General features: G+C 60.2%; 17 protein-coding genes. 13 read left to right on the forward strand and 4 right to left on the reverse strand.

All coding sequences use genetic code 11. The features are described 5' to 3' along the window. Nucleotides 1-117 precede the first annotated feature (117 nt). Nucleotides 118-1,632: a helicase HerA-like C-terminal domain-containing protein gene (locus AC1DWQ_RS10025; RefSeq protein WP_477669482.1), complete on the reverse strand. Its 1,515-nt coding sequence runs from the start codon at nt 1,630-1,632 to the stop codon at nt 118-120. A gap of 75 nt (nt 1,633-1,707) precedes the next feature. Between AC1DWQ_RS10025 and AC1DWQ_RS10030 the strand changes: the two genes are divergently transcribed. The 11 genes from AC1DWQ_RS10030 to AC1DWQ_RS10080 all read left to right on the forward strand — a co-directional run bounded on the left by AC1DWQ_RS10030 (nt 1,708) and on the right by AC1DWQ_RS10080 (nt 11,007). After that, complete coding sequence (locus AC1DWQ_RS10030; protein WP_477669483.1) at nt 1,708-2,433, forward strand: YebC/PmpR family DNA-binding transcriptional regulator; 726 nt, start codon at nt 1,708-1,710, stop codon at nt 2,431-2,433. Nucleotides 2,434-2,439: 6 nt separating this feature from the next. Then, a complete protein-coding gene (locus AC1DWQ_RS10035) occupies nt 2,440-2,730 on the forward strand; it encodes a hypothetical protein (RefSeq protein ID WP_477669484.1) in 291 nt (96 codons plus the stop codon). Beyond that, a complete protein-coding gene (gene purD / locus AC1DWQ_RS10040) occupies nt 2,727-4,028 on the forward strand; it encodes a phosphoribosylamine--glycine ligase (protein WP_477669485.1) in 1,302 nt (433 codons plus the stop codon). Before AC1DWQ_RS10035 ends, purD begins: the two co-directional genes overlap by 4 nt. Nucleotides 4,029-4,079: 51 nt before the next feature. Further along, the gene (gene hemF / locus AC1DWQ_RS10045) at nt 4,080-4,997 is read left to right on the forward strand and encodes an oxygen-dependent coproporphyrinogen oxidase (RefSeq protein WP_477669486.1); all 918 of its coding nucleotides are present in this window, start codon (nt 4,080-4,082) and stop codon (nt 4,995-4,997) included. Further along, nucleotides 4,997-5,626 carry a nicotinate (nicotinamide) nucleotide adenylyltransferase gene (gene nadD, locus AC1DWQ_RS10050; protein ID WP_477649511.1) on the forward strand — a complete coding sequence of 210 codons (630 nt, stop codon included), beginning with the start codon at nt 4,997-4,999 and terminating at the stop codon, nt 5,624-5,626. Before hemF ends, nadD begins: the two co-directional genes overlap by 1 nt. Nucleotides 5,627-5,655: 29 nt before the next feature. Further along, nucleotides 5,656-6,465, forward strand: a complete 810-nt coding sequence (gene rsfS / locus AC1DWQ_RS10055) for a ribosome silencing factor (RefSeq protein WP_477669487.1) — start codon at nt 5,656-5,658, stop codon at nt 6,463-6,465. Further along, on the forward strand, nt 6,462-6,929 hold the full coding sequence (gene rlmH, locus AC1DWQ_RS10060) for a 23S rRNA (pseudouridine(1915)-N(3))-methyltransferase RlmH (RefSeq protein ID WP_477659088.1): 468 nt from the start codon (nt 6,462-6,464) through the stop codon (nt 6,927-6,929). Before rsfS ends, rlmH begins: the two co-directional genes overlap by 4 nt. Nucleotides 6,930-6,937: 8 nt before the next feature. Continuing rightward, nucleotides 6,938-7,540, forward strand: coding sequence for a Maf family protein (locus AC1DWQ_RS10065; RefSeq protein WP_477669488.1), 603 nt, complete (start codon nt 6,938-6,940; stop codon nt 7,538-7,540). 82 nt (nt 7,541-7,622) lie between these two features. After that, on the forward strand, nt 7,623-9,071 hold the full coding sequence (rng, locus tag AC1DWQ_RS10070) for a ribonuclease G (RefSeq protein ID WP_477669624.1): 1,449 nt from the start codon (nt 7,623-7,625) through the stop codon (nt 9,069-9,071). A gap of 17 nt (nt 9,072-9,088) precedes the next feature. Then, nucleotides 9,089-9,832, forward strand: a complete 744-nt coding sequence (locus AC1DWQ_RS10075; protein ID WP_477669489.1) for a polysaccharide deacetylase family protein — start codon at nt 9,089-9,091, stop codon at nt 9,830-9,832. After that, nucleotides 9,829-11,007, forward strand: coding sequence for a glycosyltransferase family 4 protein (locus tag AC1DWQ_RS10080; protein ID WP_477669490.1), 1,179 nt, complete (start codon nt 9,829-9,831; stop codon nt 11,005-11,007). Before AC1DWQ_RS10075 ends, AC1DWQ_RS10080 begins: the two co-directional genes overlap by 4 nt. A gap of 14 nt (nt 11,008-11,021) precedes the next feature. Here AC1DWQ_RS10080 and AC1DWQ_RS10085 read toward each other — a convergent pair whose 3' ends face one another. The 3 genes from AC1DWQ_RS10085 to AC1DWQ_RS10095 are packed head-to-tail and all read right to left on the reverse strand — an operon-like array spanning nt 11,022 to nt 14,891. Further along, a complete protein-coding gene (locus AC1DWQ_RS10085; RefSeq protein ID WP_477669491.1) occupies nt 11,022-11,894 on the reverse strand; it encodes a glycosyltransferase family protein in 873 nt (290 codons plus the stop codon). 13 nt (nt 11,895-11,907) lie between these two features. Continuing rightward, the gene (msbA, locus tag AC1DWQ_RS10090; RefSeq protein WP_477669492.1) at nt 11,908-13,680 is read right to left on the reverse strand and encodes a lipid A export permease/ATP-binding protein MsbA; all 1,773 of its coding nucleotides are present in this window, start codon (nt 13,678-13,680) and stop codon (nt 11,908-11,910) included. Then, nucleotides 13,677-14,891, reverse strand: coding sequence for an O-antigen ligase family protein (locus AC1DWQ_RS10095; RefSeq protein ID WP_477669493.1), 1,215 nt, complete (start codon nt 14,889-14,891; stop codon nt 13,677-13,679). The genes msbA and AC1DWQ_RS10095 overlap by 4 nt, the downstream gene beginning before the upstream one ends. Nucleotides 14,892-15,118: 227 nt before the next feature. Here AC1DWQ_RS10095 and AC1DWQ_RS10100 point away from each other — a divergent pair, with 227 nt between their 5' ends. Continuing rightward, nucleotides 15,119-15,874 (forward strand): glycosyltransferase family 2 protein, encoded by a 756-nt coding sequence (locus tag AC1DWQ_RS10100; RefSeq protein ID WP_477669494.1) that lies wholly within the window; start codon nt 15,119-15,121, stop codon nt 15,872-15,874. After that, entirely contained in the window at nt 15,871-16,728 is an 858-nt protein-coding gene (locus tag AC1DWQ_RS10105; RefSeq protein WP_477669495.1) for a glycosyltransferase family 2 protein, read from the forward strand. The genes AC1DWQ_RS10100 and AC1DWQ_RS10105 overlap by 4 nt, the downstream gene beginning before the upstream one ends. Nucleotides 16,729-16,740 lie beyond the last annotated feature (12 nt).

The following is a 16,740-nucleotide window of genomic DNA, read 5'->3' on the forward strand; positions in this document are numbered from 1 at the left end:
GCGAATCCTTAAAAAATCCAATGTAGCGATGCGTGCCGGGATTGACAAGCCCGGCAGTTTTGCCGGGTCGTTAATTTGCGACAGGCTTGGCCGAACGCACCGGGCCTGTGCGCGGGCTCAGCGTTTTTTGCCGCCAAAAATGCTGCCGAGGACGCCGCGGATGATTTCCCGGCCCACGGCCGAGCCCATGGTGCGCACGGCGGACTTGGCCATGCTTTGCGCCAGGCCGTCGTGCTTGCCGCCGCGCGGGCCGGTGGTGCCGAACAGGACATCGTTGAGCCCGCCCATGATGCCGCCCGAATCGGTTTGCCCGGCCGCGCCGCCCTGGGGTGCCTTGGCCGCTTCCGTGGCCGCGACTTCCGCGCGGCCTTTGATGGCTTCGTAGGCCGACTCGCGGTCCACGGTCTTTTCGTAGGCGCCGGCTACCAGCGAGTTTTGCAGCAGCTGCTGGCGTTGTGGCGGTGTGATGGGTCCGATCTGGCTGCCGGGCGGCAGCACGTAAACGCGTTCCGTCACGCTGGGGCGCCCTTTGCTGTCGAGAAAACTCACCAGGGCCTCGCCGACGGCCAGTTCGGTGATTGCGGTTTCGATGTCGAGGCCGGGCTTTTGCCGCATGGTCTGGGCGGTGGCCTTGACGGCTTTCTGGTCGCGCGGCGTGAAGGCGCGCAGGGCGTGCTGCACCCGGTTGCCGAGCTGGGCCAGCACCGAATCGGGAATGTCCAGCGGGTTTTGCGTCACAAAATACACGCCGACGCCCTTGGAGCGCACCAGGCGCACCACCAGCTCGATGCGCTCGACCAGCACCTTGGGCGCTTCGTTGAAGAGCAGGTGGGCCTCGTCGAAGAAGAAGACGAGCTTGGGCTGGTCCGGGTCGCCGATTTCAGGCAGTTGTTCGAACAGCTCGGACAGCATCCACAGCAAGAAGGTGGCGTAGAGGCGGGGCGAGTTCATGAGCTTGTCGGCCGCCAGGATGTTGATCACCCCTTTGCCATCAACGGTTTGCATGAAGTCGCTGATATTGAGCATGGGCTCGCCGAAGAACTTGTCGCCGCCCTGGCTTTCGATCTGCATCAGCCCGCGCTGGATGGCGCCCACGCTGGCGGCGCTGACGTTGCCGTATTTGGTGGTGAACTCGCTGGCGTTGTCGCCGACGTACTGCAGCATGGCGCGCAGGTCTTTCAGGTCCAGCAGCAGCATGCCGTTGTCGTCGGCGATCTTGAACACCAGGTTGAGCACGCCGGCCTGGGTTTCGTTGAGGTTGAGCATGCGGCCCAGCAGCAGTGGGCCCATGTCGGAAATGGTGGCACGCACGGGGTGGCCCTGTTCGCCGAAGACGTCCCACAGCGTGGCGGGGCAGGCCAGCGACTCGGGGAGGTCGATGCCGCGTTCCTTGAGGATGCCGGCCATTTTGCCGCCGATGGTGCCGGCCTGGCTGATGCCGGTCAGGTCCCCTTTGACGTCGGCCATGAAGACCGGGACGCCGATTTTCGAGAAGTTTTCGGCCAGTGTTTGCAGCGTCACGGTCTTGCCGGTGCCCGTGGCCCCGGTGATCAGCCCATGGCGGTTGGCCAGGGCGGGGAGGATCTCGCAGTGGATGGAATCGTGCTTGGCAATCAGTAACGGCTCGGCCATGGGGTGTCCTGGAGTGAAAAAGTAAAATGCGGGTTGTAGATTAAATCAATTAATCAGTCTGATAAGGGATTCTTCGTGGCCGGTCACAGTAAATGGGCGAATATTCAACACCGCAAGGGGCGCCAGGATGAAAAGCGCCAGCGCATCTGGACCCGGGTAATGCGTGAAATCATGGTGGCGGCCCGCATGGGCGGTGGCGACCTGGGCACGAACCCGCGCCTGCGCCTGGCGGTAGACAAGGCCAAGGCGGCCAACATGCCCAATGAGAACGTCAAATACGGCATTGCCAAGGCCACGGGCAGCCTGGAAGGCGTGCATTACGAGGAAGTCCGTTACGAAGGCTACGGCATAGGCGGCGCGGCCATCATCGTGGACTGTATGACCGATAACAAGGTGCGTACCGTGGCTGAAGTGCGGCACGCTTTTTCCAAACATGGCGGCAACATGGGCACCGAAGGCTCAGTGGCTTTCCAGTTCAAACATTGCGGCCAGCTCATTTTTGCGCCCGGCACCAGTGAAGACAAGATCATGGAAGTCGCGCTGGAGTCCGGCGCCGACGACGTCATCACGCATGAAGACGGTGCCATTGAGGTGTTGACGCCTTACACGGGCTTTGAAGCCGTGAGGAACGCGCTGGAAGCCGCCGGCCTCAAGCCCGAGATTGCCGAAGTCACCATGCGCGCCGACAACACGATTGAGCTGACCGGCGAGGATGCCCGCAAGATGCAAAAACTGCTGGACGTGCTGGAGGACCTGGACGACACCCAGGATGTATTCCACAACGCGGCCCTCGAAACCTGAACGGCGGTGGGTGAAATTGTGGATGACTCCGAACGGCTGGCCCGCATTGAAACCCTGCTGCAGGAGGGAAACCGCCTGCGCAGCGAGGCGATCGCCCTGCAGAAGGAATCCCTGGCCGTGCAGAAGTCGCTGGTCGATGAAACCCGTGCCAACATTGTGAAAGCCGGCAAAGTCAATGATCAGGCGCTGGATATGCAGCGCCGCGCCAAGGTGGCCGTCAAGGTCATTTTCGGCATCGTATTTATTCTTGTTGTGTACCTCAGCTATTTGCTGTTTTTTAGATTGAACCTCCCGTGAAAGTTCTTGTTATTGGCGGCGGCGGCCGTGAGCACGCGCTGGCCTGGAAACTGGCGCAGTCTCCCAAGGTTCAGGCGGTGTATGTTGCGCCCGGCAACGGCGGTACCGCGCTGGATGCGCGCCTTGAAAATGTTGACATCACCGACGTGAAGGCGCTGCGCGAATGGGCGCTGACCGAGAAGATCGCGCTGACAGTGGTGGGCCCCGAGCAGCCGCTTGCGGCCGGTATCGTTGACGAGTTCCGAGCGCACGGCTTGCGGGTTTTTGGCCCGACCAAGGCGGCGGCGCAGCTGGAAAGCTCCAAGGCATTCTCCAAGGCCTTCATGAAGCGCCACGGTATTCCGACGGCCGAATACGAAACCTTCACCGACGCCGCGGCGGCCCATGCCTATGTGGACGAAAAAGGCGCCCCCATCGTCGTCAAGGCCGACGGCCTTGCGGCCGGCAAGGGCGTGGTGGTGGCCATGACGCTGCACGAGGCGCACGAGGCCATTGAATTCATGCTGGCACCGAACCCCGACTTCAACCCGCTTGGCGTGGCACATAACGAAGGTGGCGCGCGCGTGGTGATTGAAGAATTTTTGCAGGGTGAAGAAGCCAGCTTCATCGTGATGTGTGACGGCAAGAATGTGGCCGCCATGGCGACCAGCCAGGACCACAAGCGCTTGCTTGACGGTGACGAAGGTCCCAACACCGGCGGCATGGGCGCGTATTCACCGGCCCCAGTCGTTACCCCCGAAGTGCATGGCCGTGCCATGCGCGAGATCATCCTGCCGACCATCAAGGGCATGGAAAAAGACGGCATTCCGTTCACCGGATTTTTGTATGCCGGCCTGATGATTGATGCGGAAGGCAAGCCGAAAACACTGGAGTTCAACTGCCGCATGGGCGACCCGGAGACGCAGCCGATCATGATGCGCCTCAAAACCGACCTGTATGAGGTGATGATGGCCGCCACCTCGGGTGCGCTGGACCAGATCGAGCTGGACTGGGACCGCCGGCCGGCCCTGGGCGTGGTGATGGCCGCGCACGGCTATCCGCTGAACCCTCGCAAGGGCGACGTGATTCATGGCCTGCAAAAAGGAACCGATGCAGCCGAAGATTCGATGGTTTTTCATGCCGGAACTCGCAAGCAGGGCGACGCGACGGTGACGGCTGGCGGCCGGGTTTTGTGCGTGACGGCGCTCGGCAGTACGGTGAAAGCCGCGCAGCAACGTGCCTACGAAGTCGCCCAGGACATCGGATTTGATGGCGCGCAGTACCGCAAAGACATCGGCTGGCGCGCGGTCAAGTCCTGATCACGCAATGCGCGCTCGTTTTTTCTTCCGCCCTTCGGGTAACACTGCAGCATGACCGATATTCCAGGCGTTCGAGACTTTCTGCTGGCGCTGCAGCAGCGCATCACCGGCGCCGTTTCCGGGATCGACGGCCAGTCCTTCACGGCGGACCATTGGCAGAAAGCGCCAGGCGAGACGCTGCAGGGCAATGGCATCACCATGATCCTGGAGCAGGGCCAGGTGTTTGAGCGTGCCGGCTGTGGGTTCTCGCATGTGCGGGGCCCCAAGCTGCCGCCTTCGGCGACGCAGCACCGTCCGGAGTTGACAGGCGCACCTTTTGAGGCCCTGGGGGTTTCGCTGGTGTTTCACCCGCGTAATCCCTACGTGCCGACAGTCCACATGAATGTGCGCATGCTGGCCGCGACCCCGGTGTCAGGCTCGGGCGAGCCCGTCTGCTGGTTTGGCGGCGGCATGGACCTGACGCCTTATTACGGGTTTGAAGAGGACGCGGTGCATTTCCACCAGACCTGCAAGGACGCGCTGGCACCGTTTGGCGACGACAAGTACCCCCGGTTCAAACAATGGTGTGATGAGTACTTTTACCTGAAGCACCGGCAGGAGCAGCGCGGAATTGGCGGCGTTTTCTTTGACGACTTCCAGGAGCTGGGGCTGGACCGGAGCTTTGCCCTGATGCAGGGTGTGGCCGACTCATTTTTGCAGGCCTATTTGCCAATCGTTGAACGGCGCAAGGACACACCGCATGGCGAGCGGGAGCGCGAATTCCAGCTTTACCGGCGGGGCCGGTATGTGGAGTTCAACCTTGTATGGGACCGCGGCACGCACTTTGGTTTGCAGTCCGGGGGGCGCACGGAGTCGATCCTGATGTCCATGCCGCCGCTGGCGAGCTGGTCTTATCAGCGGGGCGTAGAGGCGGGCAGCCCTGAAGAGCGCCTGTATACGGAGTTTTTGCCGAGACGGGACTGGGTTTGATGGCAACGCCGTCACCGGCGCAAAAGCGCATCGGCATGTTTGGTGGTGCGTTTGATCCGCCGCACAGTGCGCACGTTGCACTGGTGCAGGAGGCGATCCGGCAGTTTGGCCTTGATACCCTGTACGTTGTTCCGACCGGCCACGCCTGGCACAAGTCACGCGCCCTGAGCGCGCCGGCTCACCGGCTGGCCATGGCCAGACTGGCTTTTGGCGATATTTCTGGCGTTCGGGTGGATGCGCGCGAGGTTGAACGCAGCGGGCCGACTTTCACCATTGACACGCTTTTGGCGCTCCAGGAGGAGAATCCGGGCGCCCAGCTTTACCTGTTCATTGGCGCAGACCAGTTTGCCGTCTTCAGGCAATGGCACCGGTGGCAGGACATTCTTGACCTCGCTATAATTTGTATAGCTGATCGCGCACAATCCACGCTGGCTGGAGCTCAATTTGAGTCCTACGAAAGCCGCAGCAACCGTTTTGTCCTGCTCAATCTTCCCCTGATGCCTGTCAGCGCCACCCAGATTCGCCAGTTAATGGCCTCCGGAGCCGCGGTGACAGGGGGAATTACCCAGTTGGTCCCTGAAGCCGTTGCGCGTTATATTTCACTTCACCAGCTGTACGGTTCCCATTAATTTCCCACTTTATCGAAGCAAAACACTGCATGACATCCACCACCGTCAAAACCTCCGCCGCCGCCGACAAAAAGGACGTGCAGAAACTGCAGCGTGCCATCATTGACGGTCTGGAAGACGTCAAGGCGCAGGACATCCAGGTGTTTGACACGGAGCACATTACGTCACTGTTCGAGCGCGTGATCATCGCCTCCGGCAGCTCCAACCGTCAGACCAAGGCATTGGCCGCCAGCGTGCGGGATGCCGTGCGGGACGCAGGTTTTGCCAAGCCTCGCATCGAAGGCGAAGACAACGGGGAATGGATCATTGTCGATTGCGGCGCCGCCGTGGCGCACATCATGCAGCCGACCATTCGTCAGTACTACCACCTGGAAGAGCTGTGGGGCGACAAGCCCATCAAACTCAAGCTGGGCGCGCCCGCGCCGCTGGTGAAGGCGTCGAAGGCCGATGTCGAGCTGGAAGCCAAACCCAAGGTTTCCCGCGCCGGCGCGAAAACTGCGAAACCAGGCGCAAAGACCTCCGCGAAGTCGGCGGCCAAAGCACCTGCAAAGGCGCCGACTGCCCCCGATTCAAGCTATGTGGGCCGTGTTGGCAAGACCAATGACTGGACCGCCAAGCGCAATGCCGCCACGCCGGCTACCGAACCAGCCGCAAAGCCGGCACGGGCAGGCGCCAAAGCGGCTCCTGGCAAGTCATCGGCAAAGCCTGCGGTTAAAACACCGATTGTCAAAGTGCCCGTAGCCAAAAAGGTGGCGGCGAAGAAAACAGCAGCGAAAACCGCCGCTAAAACGGCAGCCCGCAAACCCGCCGCCAGGAAAACTCCGTCCCGGAGAAAATGAGGCTCACGATCGTAGCGGTCGGCCAGAAAGTGCCCGACTGGGCGCAAACGGCCTATGACGACTACGCCAAGCGCTTCCCGCCTGAGTTGAAAGTCGAGCTCAAAGCCGTCAAGACCGAACCGCGCGCCTCCAAGACCCTGGAAAACCTGCTGTCGGCTGAGCGCGGGCGCATAGAGGCCAGCATCGCCCGCGGCACCCGCGTCGTGGCGCTCGATGAACGCGGCACGGCCGTCACTACTGTGGCACTGGCTGAACGGCTCAAGGCCTGGCAACTCTCCGGTGACGACGTCGCCATCGTTATCGGCGGGCCCGACGGGCTGGACGCCGGTTTCAAACAGTCTGCGCATGAGCGTCTGCGCCTCTCAGACCTGACCTTGCCCCATGCCATGGTGCGCGTGCTGCTGATTGAGCAGCTTTACCGTGCCTGGAGCATCACCATTAACCATCCTTATCATCGCGAATAGTCCCGTCCATGGCTGACTTCATCTACCTGGCCTCGCAAAGCCCGAGGCGACGGCAATTGCTGGAACAACTCGGCGTGCGTCACGAACTGCTGCTGCCGGACGCCGATGAGGACGCTGAGTCGCTGGAGGCGGTGCTTAAAAACGAGGCACCCGCTACCTACGTCCAGCGTGTCACCGGCCTCAAGCTCGATGCGGCAATCGCCCGCATGAAGCGGCGCAAGCTGCCGCCGGCGCCCATCCTTTGTTCGGACACTACGGTGGCCATGGGTCGGGTGATTTACGGCAAGCCGGAGGACGGGAAAGACGCGGCCCGCATGCTGCGCGAGCTTTCGGACGGCACGCACAGGGTGCTGACCGCGGTGGCGGTGCAGTTCGGGCGCCGTCGTTTCGAGGCGCTGAGCACTTCGCGTGTCAGTTTTGACGCGCTGACGCCCGCGCAGATCCGCAGTTATGTGGCCAGTGGCGAGCCCATGGGTAAAGCCGGCGCATATGCTGTGCAGGGCAGGGTGGCGATGCACATCAGCCGCATCGATGGCTCCTACAGTGGCATCATGGGGCTCCCGCTGAGGGAAACCGCCCGGCTGTTGCAGGCCGCGGGTATTCGTCTCTAGCGCCTCTAGCCAACTCAATCTTCCAAAAGACATGCAACAAGACATCCTGATCAACTGGTCTCCCCAGGAAACCCGGGTGGCGATGGTCGAACACGGCGCAGTGCAGGAGCTTCACGTTGAACGCACCCTGGAACGCGGCCTGGTCGGCAATGTGTACCTGGGCAAGGTCGCCCGCGTGCTGCCCGGCATGCAGTCGGCCTTCATCGACATCGGCCTGGACCGTGCAGCCTTTCTGCACGTGGCAGACCTCATGAGCAGCATCAACAGCCGCCATGCCGACTCCGACGCACAGGCCGCCGGTGGACTTATCGCACCGGCCATGGCGTCGCTGCAACCGATTGAAAAGCAGCTGTTCGAAGGGCAGGCCGTCATGGTGCAGGTTCTCAAGGACCCGATAGGCACCAAGGGCGCACGGCTGACGGCACAAATCAGCATTGCCGGCCGGTTGCTGGTGTTTTTGCCGCAAGACAACCACATCGGTGTGTCGCAAAAAATACCCCCCAGGCAACGCGAAGAGCTTCGTCAACGGGTTCAGGCCCTGACTGCGGACATGGGTGGCGGATTCATACTGAGAACCAATGGCGAGGACGCGACAGACGCTGAACTGGCAGAGGACATCACCTACCTGCGCAAGACCTGGGGACGGATCAAGGATGCGTCTGTGCGTTTACCCCCCGCTTCCGTGCTGCACCAGGACCTTAATCTGCTGCAACGCGTGCTGCGCGACCTGGTGGTAGAGGAAACGCAGACCATCCGCATTGATTCACGTGAGCAGTTTGAAAAGCTGAAGGCGTTTGCTGTGGAGTTCATGCCGGCAACCGAACCGAAGCTGCAGCACTACGGCGGCGAACGTCCTATTTTTGACTTGTTCAACATTGACGAGGAAATTGCCAAAGCACTGGGCCGGCGGGTCGATCTCAAGTCAGGCGGTTACCTGATCATCGACCAGACGGAAGCGCTGACAACCGTCGATGTCAATACCGGCGGATTTGTCGGCGCCCGCAACTTCGACGACACGATTTTCAAGACCAACCTGGAGGCATCGCAGGCGATTGCCCGACAGCTGCGCCTGCGCAATCTTGGCGGCATTGTGATCGTTGATTTCATCGACATGATCAAGGAAAACCACCGAGATGCGGTGCTGACCGAATTTCAAAAACAGCTTTCACGAGACCGTATCAAGACCAGTGTCAACGGTTTTTCTGCGCTGGGCCTGCTGGAGATGACGCGCAAGCGCACCCGCGAATCGCTGGCCCATCAGCTTTGTGAGCCCTGCGCCGCTTGCATGGGCAAAGGCGTGGTTAAAACGGCGCGGAGCGTGACCTACGACATCCTGCGCGAAATCCTGCGCGAAGCGCGGCAGTTCAACCCGCGCGAATTCAGGGTGGTGGCTTCGCCCAAGGTGATTGAACTTTTCCTCGACGAAGAAAGCCAGCACCTGGCCAGCCTGAGCGACTTCATCGGTAAACCCATTTCCCTGCAGGCGGAAGCGGCGATGGCTCAGGAACAATACGACATCGTGCTGCTGTGACCTTCATGCCTCTTTCAATGTTCAGCCAGAACCGCCAACCCATTCCCATCCTGGTCTACCACCAGATTGCCGAGGCTCCGCCCAAGGGCAGCAGTCCGTTTCGCGGGCTCTATGTGGCACCCGCGGCTTTCGCGCGGCAAATGGCCTGGCTCAAGCGACTGGGCTACACGGGCGTTTCGATGAGCGGCCTGCTGCCTTACCTGCGCGGCGAGCGTAGCGGCAAGGTGGTTGGCATCACATTTGACGACGGTTACCGCAACAACCTGACCCAAGCCCTGCCGGTGCTGGTGAAGCAGGGCTTTTCGTCGACCTGTTATGCAGTCAGCGGTCTGCTCGGGAAAACCAATATCTGGGACGGGGGCATAGGCATCCCGCAGACCCCGCTGATGGACGAGGCCGAGATCCGCCAATGGGTGGCGGGCGGGCAGGAGATAGGCTCGCACACCCACAGCCATGTCAATCTAATGGAAACCGACGAGCCGGGCTGCCGCGAGGAGATGGTGCTGGGAAAGACCGGGCTGGAGGCCGTCTTGGCCCAGCCGGTCGAGCATTTCTGCTATCCCTACGGCCACTACGAGGCCAGGCACGTCGAGCTGGTTCGGGAGCTGGGGTTTGCCACCGCCACCACCACGCAGCGCAGCCGCTGCCATGCTGGCATGAACCTGCTGCAGCTGCCGCGGGTGCCGGTGCTGCGCTCGACCACCTTGCCGGTGTTCTGGCTCAAGATCGCCACGGCCTACGAGGACCGCCGGAAAAAATGAGCCCGCCTGATTCTTCCTCCAGGAAACTGCGCGTCGCCGTCTTCAACCGAACCTTCTCGCCCACCGGCGGCGGCGCAGAGCGCTATTCCATCGCCCTCGTCGAGCAGCTCTCGGCCCGGCACGAGATGCATGTGTTCGCGCAGGACATCGACCACAAGTGGCCCGGTGTGACTTACCACAAGGTCTCTTCCCCGCTGCGCAAGCCGCGCTGGGTGAATCAGCTGTGGTTTGCCACGGCCACCTGGTGGGCGACACGGCACGGCTTCGACGTGGTGCACTCGCATGAAAACACCTGGCACGGCGAGGTGCAGACGGTGCACGTGATGCCGGTCAAACACAGCCTGTTCCGGGGACGCCGCGGCCTTCGCCGCTTCTTGCGCTGGATCAAGGTCGTGACCAGCCCGCGCCTGCTGGCTTACCTGGCACTGGAGCGCGCGCGCTATATCCCGCGCCCGGGCCGGCAAGTGGTGGTGACGTCCGAAAGCCTGCGGCCCATCATGGCGGCTGCTTACCCGGACAACAGCGCCGCGATTTCAGTGATCACGCCGGGGATCACGCTGCCCAGCTCGATGAACGCTGATCGCAAACGCCAGGCGAGGGCGCTACTGGGGTTGCCGGCAGAGGGCACCTGCCTGCTGTTTGTGGGCAACGATTACCGCAAGAAGGGCCTGGAGGCCTTGCTGCAAGCCATGACGCGGCTGCCAGCCGATGTGGTGCTGGCGGTGGTGGGTAACCCTGCGCATATTGCCGAATTCCGCGCACTTGCCGGAACACTCAAACTCGGTGCACGGGTGTTTTTCCTGGGTGCGCTCAAGGACGTCAGCCCGGCCTACGAGGCCGCCGATATCCTGGTGCACCCCACCTTCGAGGACACTTTTGCGATGGTGGTGCTGGAGGCCATGGCCCACGGCCTGCCGGTGGTGGTCAGCGGGCCGAATTACTGCGGTATTTCCGGCCTGCTGAGCCAGGGTGTGAATGCCTTGATGCTGGACGATCCCCGGGATGCGGGTGAACTGACGCGGGCGTTGGGCGATTTGCTTGCCCAGGCGACGTTGCGGGAAACGCTGGCGGACGGCGCCGTGGCCTTTGCCGCACACTACCAGTGGCGTGAAATCGCGCTGCAGCAGGAGGCGCTGTACCTTTCAGCTGTGGCGGCAAAGATCGCGGGTTCCTGAAGCCGTCAGGTGGGTCAAGCCACCAGTTTGAAATGCTTGCGGCTGAAATCCAGCCCGGTCAGCGTTTCCACCTGCCGCATGAAGTGGTATTTGTTTTCCTTGGGCGTGGGCTTGTAGGCCGGGTCGATGTTCAGGACCGGTTCAGCCTCAGTGGCCAGCCATTCCTGCACCGCCTGGGGGTGCGTGCCCTTAAAAGGGGCGAGCGCGCGGCGATCAAACTGGCTGTAGGTGATTTGCGCCGCTGAGGCCTCGCCCCAGTACTTGCTGACCTGATCCAGTTTCTTCTGCATTTCCTCGTTGCGCCGTATCCAGCCGTAGTGGTAAATGTGCGCACCGGCAAGTGCGCCCTGGGGGTTACGCCCCCGTTTGTGCTGTGTAGTGACCAGCCAATACTGGCCATCGGGTGCATAGCTTCGAATGGTATTGCGGATCAAACGGCATTCGCGACGGTACCATCCCGGGCTGATGGAAATCCAGTCGGGAGAGCCATAAAAGTGATGGTAGTCAAACACCAGCGCTTCGACTGCGGGATTGAAGTGATGGCGCTCAACACTGGCCCGAATGGCGGCAAGCTCGCCTTCGTGTACCACTTCATCGCCCTCCAGGTAGAACGCCCAATCGCCGGTGCAGGAGTATTGGGCGATCATTTTTTGCTGCGCATAAACAAAACCGCGGTCTGCCATGCGTTCGTTCCACAGTGTTTCGATGATTCGGATTTTCGGGTCGTTGATGGCCTTGACGCGTTCCAGCGTGTCGTCCTCGCCCTTGCCCACGGCCACGACGAATTCATCGACCAGGGGCAACAGGGAGCGGATGGAGGCCTCAAAGGGAAAGCCCAGGCCCACGCCGTTGCGAATAAAGGTAAAGCCGCTGATGGAGACTGGCATCGGGAATGACTTTCTAGGCTGCGCCCTGGAAGCCCAGGCGGTAAAGGTGGGCATAAGCGCCGTTGTTCTGGAGCAGCTCAGCATGGCTGCCTTGCTCGACGATGCGGCCGGCGTTCATCATGATGATGCGGTCGGCATGCTGGATGGTGGACAGCCGGTGGGCGATGATCAGCGAGGTGCGGCCCGCGGCCAGCCGCTGTATGGCTTCCTGTACGGCTTTTTCCGACTCGGTGTCCAGGGCCGAGGTGGCTTCGTCGAGGATGAGCACGGGCGCATCCTTGTACAGTGCCCGGGCAATCGCCAGCCGTTGGCGCTGGCCGCCGGACAGCTGCATGGCGTTGTGGCCGAGCACGGTGTCTATGCCCTGCGGCAGTTCCTCGAGCAACTGGCCCAGATTGGCGGCGGTCAGGCAGCGCACGATCTTGTCACTGTCGAAAGACTGACCCAGCGCGACGTTGAAGGCCATGCTGTTGTTGAACATGACGACGTGCTGGCTTACGAAGGCGAACTGCGAGCGCAGCGAAGCCAGGTCCCAGTCTCGTAGTTCCGTGCCGTCCAGCAGTATGCTGCCGGCGCTGTAGTCGACAAAGCGCGGAAGCAGGCTGGCCAGCGTGGTCTTGCCAGAACCGGACGAGCCGACCAGCGCCACGGTCTCGCCGGCGCGTATCGCCAGGCTGATGCCGTCCAACGCCGGCGGCGTATCCGGCTTGTAGACAACGCTGACGCCTGAAAATTCAATGTCGCCGGCGACCCTGGCCGTGCTGAAGCTGCCGCTGCTTTCGTCCTCGATGAGGTCGACCAGGTCCAGCCCGCGCTCGATCGCCGCCAGCCCGCGCGTGATGGGCGTGGCACCGTCGGACAAGCTTTTGATGGGGGCGATCAGCAGCAGCATGGCCGTCACGAAGGCCACGAAGCCGCCCACAGTGGTGGTGTTTTCCGAGCCCTGGAGCAGGGCGATGGAGATGACGGCCGACAGCGCCACTGCGGCCAGCACCTGGGTGATGGCGCTCATGCCTGCGTAGGCGACGGTGGATTTGATGGACAGCCGCCGCAGCGTGTTGCTCAGCGCCTCGAAGCGCGAAGCCTGACCGGCCTGCGCGCCATGCAGCCGCACGTCGCGGTGAGCCAGCACGTTCTCTTCGACGACATAGGCCAGGTTGTCCGTGGCCACCTGGCTTTCGCGGGTCAGCCGGTAAAGGCGGCGCGTCAGTAGCTGAATCACCAGCGCGACGGCTGGGAACAGCAAGGAGACGATCAGCATCAGCTTCCAGTTCAGGAAGAGCAAGTAAGCCACCAAGGCCACCAGCGTGAGAACGTCGCGCGCCAGCTTCATGACCGCATTGATCATCATCGACGAGCCGTTGAACACCTCGTAGACAACGGTGTTGGCGATGGCGCTGGAGGACTGGTCCGCGAACAGCGACAGGCGCGAGCTCAGCAGTTTGCCGAACATCGCCCGGCGCAGCGACTGGAGGCCCTCGTTGGTGACCTTGGCCAGGGCGTACTGCGCCAGAAACCCGGAGAGTCCCCGCAGGGTGAATAGCAGCATCAATGTCAGTGGAACCAGCCAGAGATTGAATGAGTCCCGCTGAAATCCCCGGTCCAGGAGTGGCTTGAGTAATGCCGGTACAAACGGCTCGGTTGCCGAAGCCACGATAGTGGCGCCAATGGCTAATGCCCATCCACCGCGTGAGCTGCTGAAATAAGGCCAGACTCTCGCAATCCTGTGCTGCAGGGACGGCTTTGATGGTGAATTCAAGGAGCCTTTTTCTGTGCTGCTGCTCATGCTGTTGCTTCGTTTTTGGATTGACCAGCAGATTCGTGCGTCGGGCTGCGGAGCCCTAAAACCAGCAGCAAACCGAGCAATACACAGAAAAAATCCCCGATCAGCGCGTCATAAATGGATGCATTGAAAAAGCACGAAGCGGCCAGTGCCAACAAAGTGGACTGCACCGCCCGGGCATATGGTTTGTCCATCCCGGCGGTATCTTTGAAGATCGAAAACATCAACCCGCAAAGTAGGGCAATTCCCGGAATGCCCAGCTGAACACCCCACAGCAGGTATTCCTGATGCGGATTTCCGTTTTGTACAGGCTTGTAATCCTGCTTTTCCCGTTGCTCAAGCCGGTTGTATTCGCTTGCCCAGCTCCCGGCCCCGGCGCCCAGAATCGGGTTGTCGCCAATCGACTGCACCGCCCTGTGCCAAAAATGGAGCCGGATGCCTGAAGAGCTGGATACTGCGCCGTAACCGGTTGCTATATCGGCCCCCTTTTTAAAGGAAAAAGACTTTATTTCGGTCTGCGCTTCCACAATTCTCTGGTGCATTTTGGATGAACCAAATGAGAGAGCTACAAGAAAGATAAAAGGCAGAAGTACAGTGACTATTCGATAGCGCTTGGGTAGTTCCCACATGATGGCGCTCGACAGCAAAAGGATTGCCACCACGTGCCCGGTACGGCCACTCAGCACAAAAAATACATTGCACAGCGCCAAGATCGCGGCCAATACAGCGAAATGTGGGCCAAAGCGCCCGGGGAAGAGGGCGCGTAAATGCCAGCAGACCGCTGCGAACACTCCGCTCATGATGCTCTGGTCCAGATAGCTGGAGAATACGGCGTAGTTTGTCAGCGCCATATTGGAAGTTGCCCAGGGTACCGGGAGATGGAAAAAAAGCATCCAGGAACCGGCCAGCAAAAATACCTGTGCAGCAACAAATGTGGCAAACGCACACATCGCCTCACGCGCATCGCGAACAAGAAATACGATCAGGATGATCTCAAGCAGCTTGCCATATTTTCCAACCGAGCTCAATGCATCGGTCAGTGGCGCAACGGTCCATATCAGGCTAAGCGTGAACGCGAACAGGATGACCAGCACGGCGATTGGTACGCGCAACCCTGCAAGCGGATTCTTGTATTGCCCGGTTTGTCGCATGGCCAGCAGGGTAGCGAGCCCGCAAAGCACCAGCAAAAGCTTGGCAATACTGATTATTGCCATAGACAATCCAATAGAGGCCGTGGCTAAGCAAATAATGGCGAGCCGAAAATTGAGCGTCTTATTTAACAAAATGGTCGCAGTCAGTACCTGATGAGCAGCCCGCATTATCGGTGATTCCACACTTGCCGACGAGGGGGCGCGTACGGGTCCTCTGCTATGCTGTCAGGGGATGAAGCAACGCGACTTCACTGGTAAATCCCCCTTGTGATCTTCTGAGTAGGCATTCGTTGGCAAGCTTGTCCGTAACCATCATCACCAAGAATGAGGCCCATAACATGGAGGCCTGTTTACGCTCGGTAGCTTTCGCCGATGAGGTCGTGGTCCTCGATTCAGGCAGCAGTGATGGAACTGTGGCCATTGCCAGGTCCATGGGAGCTCGCGTCAGCATCGACCATGACTGGCCGGGGTTTGGTGCCCAGAAAAACCGCGCATTGGCCCTGGCGAGTTCCCAATGGGTTCTTTCTCTGGATGCGGACGAAAGAGTTACCCCCGAGCTTCAGCGTGAAATCATCAAAGCGCTTCAGGCGCCGGCGTTTGACGTCTATTCTTTTCCTCGTCTTTCCAGCTATTGCGGGCAATATATGCGGCATTCCGGCTGGTATCCCGATCGTGTGACGCGACTGTTTCGGCGCGAGAGTGCCCGTTTTTCGGATGATCTTGTCCATGAAAAAATTCTTACGTCGAACCCGGTAGGGCAGTTGAACTCCTCCCTGCTCCACGAAAGTTTCGCAAACTTTGAGTCGGTTCTCGACAAGGCCAACCGCTATTCCAGTGCCGGTGCCCAAGTGCTGCACAGCAAGGGTAAAAAATCATCGATCAGCAAAGCGCTCGGCCATGGTTTTTGGGCATTCTTTCGAACCTATTTTTTGCGCTTGGGTTTCATGGACGGGCGCATGGGGCTTGTGCTTGCCATTTCAAATGCCGAAGGTACCTATTACCGCTACCTGAAGCTTTGGTTGCTGCAACGGAATTCCGGCAAGTGAACGAGCACACCGTGAAGGTCAGCTTTATTGTGCTGACCTATAACCGAACCAATGCGTTGCTGGTTGTTTTGAAGTCACTCGCAGGTCAATGCGGGCCGGCGCATGAAGTCATCATTGCCGATGATGGATCTCGCGCGGATGAAGTGGAGATGCTCCATAAGCAATGTCCGGACTTCAACTGCTCCGTCCGCCACGTTTGGCACCCTGACGTGGGCTTTACCGCAGCGCAGGCTCGCAACCTCGGAGCCAGTCTGGCTACGGCCGACTATCTGGTTTTTCTTGATGGAGACTGCGTTCCCGGGCCGCGCTTTGTGGCGGAGCATGCTCGCCTCGCCGAGCCAGGATGTTTTGTCAACGGAAGCCGGGTATTGATCAGCCAACGTCTTACAGAACGTGTAGTCAATGGCGCTATTGATTTACCCAGCCGTCCTGTATCGTTCTGGATTCGCGCCCGGCTGCAGGGCGATAGCAACAAATTATTGCACCTCCTGTCCTGGCCATGGCGTTTATTCAGGGTACAACAAGGTTTTCAGTGGCAAGGCATTCGCAGCTGCAATCTGGGTGTCTGGCGGCGGGATTTTTTTAACGTCAACGGATTTGACGAAACTTTTCAGGGGTGGGGTCATGAAGATGCCGATCTGGTGTTGAGGCTCAGCCATATGGGAATTCGGCGCAAAAATGGTTTTATGGGTACGGAAGTATTTCATCTTTGGCACCGAGAGAACAGGCGCGACCAGGAATCCATCAATAAAAACAGGGTGCTCCAGCGCATGAAAACTGCTGTCACGCAGGCGGAGAAAGGGCTGGGCCAGATTGCCCCTCAAACACCCATCAAAATAACGCATTTGCATTGACCTGAAAAAAAA

The sequence above is a fragment of the Polaromonas sp. P2_G11 genome (assembly GCF_056403595.1).

Coding starts and splice junctions, on each gene's coding strand:
- msbA (WP_477669492.1), bottom strand. CDS start 13,680: ATGAGCAGCAGCACAGAAAAAGGCTCCTTGAATTCACCATCAAAGCCG.
- AC1DWQ_RS10085 (WP_477669491.1), bottom strand. CDS start 11,894: ATGCCAGTCTCCATCAGCGGCTTTACCTTTATTCGCAACGGCGTGGGC.
- AC1DWQ_RS10065 (WP_477669488.1), top strand. CDS start 6,938: ATGGCTGACTTCATCTACCTGGCCTCGCAAAGCCCGAGGCGACGGCAA.
- AC1DWQ_RS10025 (WP_477669482.1), bottom strand. CDS start 1,632: ATGGCCGAGCCGTTACTGATTGCCAAGCACGATTCCATCCACTGCGAG.
- hemF (WP_477669486.1), top strand. CDS start 4,080: ATGACCGATATTCCAGGCGTTCGAGACTTTCTGCTGGCGCTGCAGCAG.
- rng (WP_477669624.1), top strand. CDS start 7,623: ATGGTCGAACACGGCGCAGTGCAGGAGCTTCACGTTGAACGCACCCTG.
- nadD (WP_477649511.1), top strand. CDS start 4,997: ATGGCAACGCCGTCACCGGCGCAAAAGCGCATCGGCATGTTTGGTGGT.
- rsfS (WP_477669487.1), top strand. CDS start 5,656: ATGACATCCACCACCGTCAAAACCTCCGCCGCCGCCGACAAAAAGGAC.
- AC1DWQ_RS10080 (WP_477669490.1), top strand. CDS start 9,829: ATGAGCCCGCCTGATTCTTCCTCCAGGAAACTGCGCGTCGCCGTCTTC.
- rlmH (WP_477659088.1), top strand. CDS start 6,462: ATGAGGCTCACGATCGTAGCGGTCGGCCAGAAAGTGCCCGACTGGGCG.
- AC1DWQ_RS10095 (WP_477669493.1), bottom strand. CDS start 14,891: ATGGCAATAATCAGTATTGCCAAGCTTTTGCTGGTGCTTTGCGGGCTC.
- AC1DWQ_RS10075 (WP_477669489.1), top strand. CDS start 9,089: ATGTTCAGCCAGAACCGCCAACCCATTCCCATCCTGGTCTACCACCAG.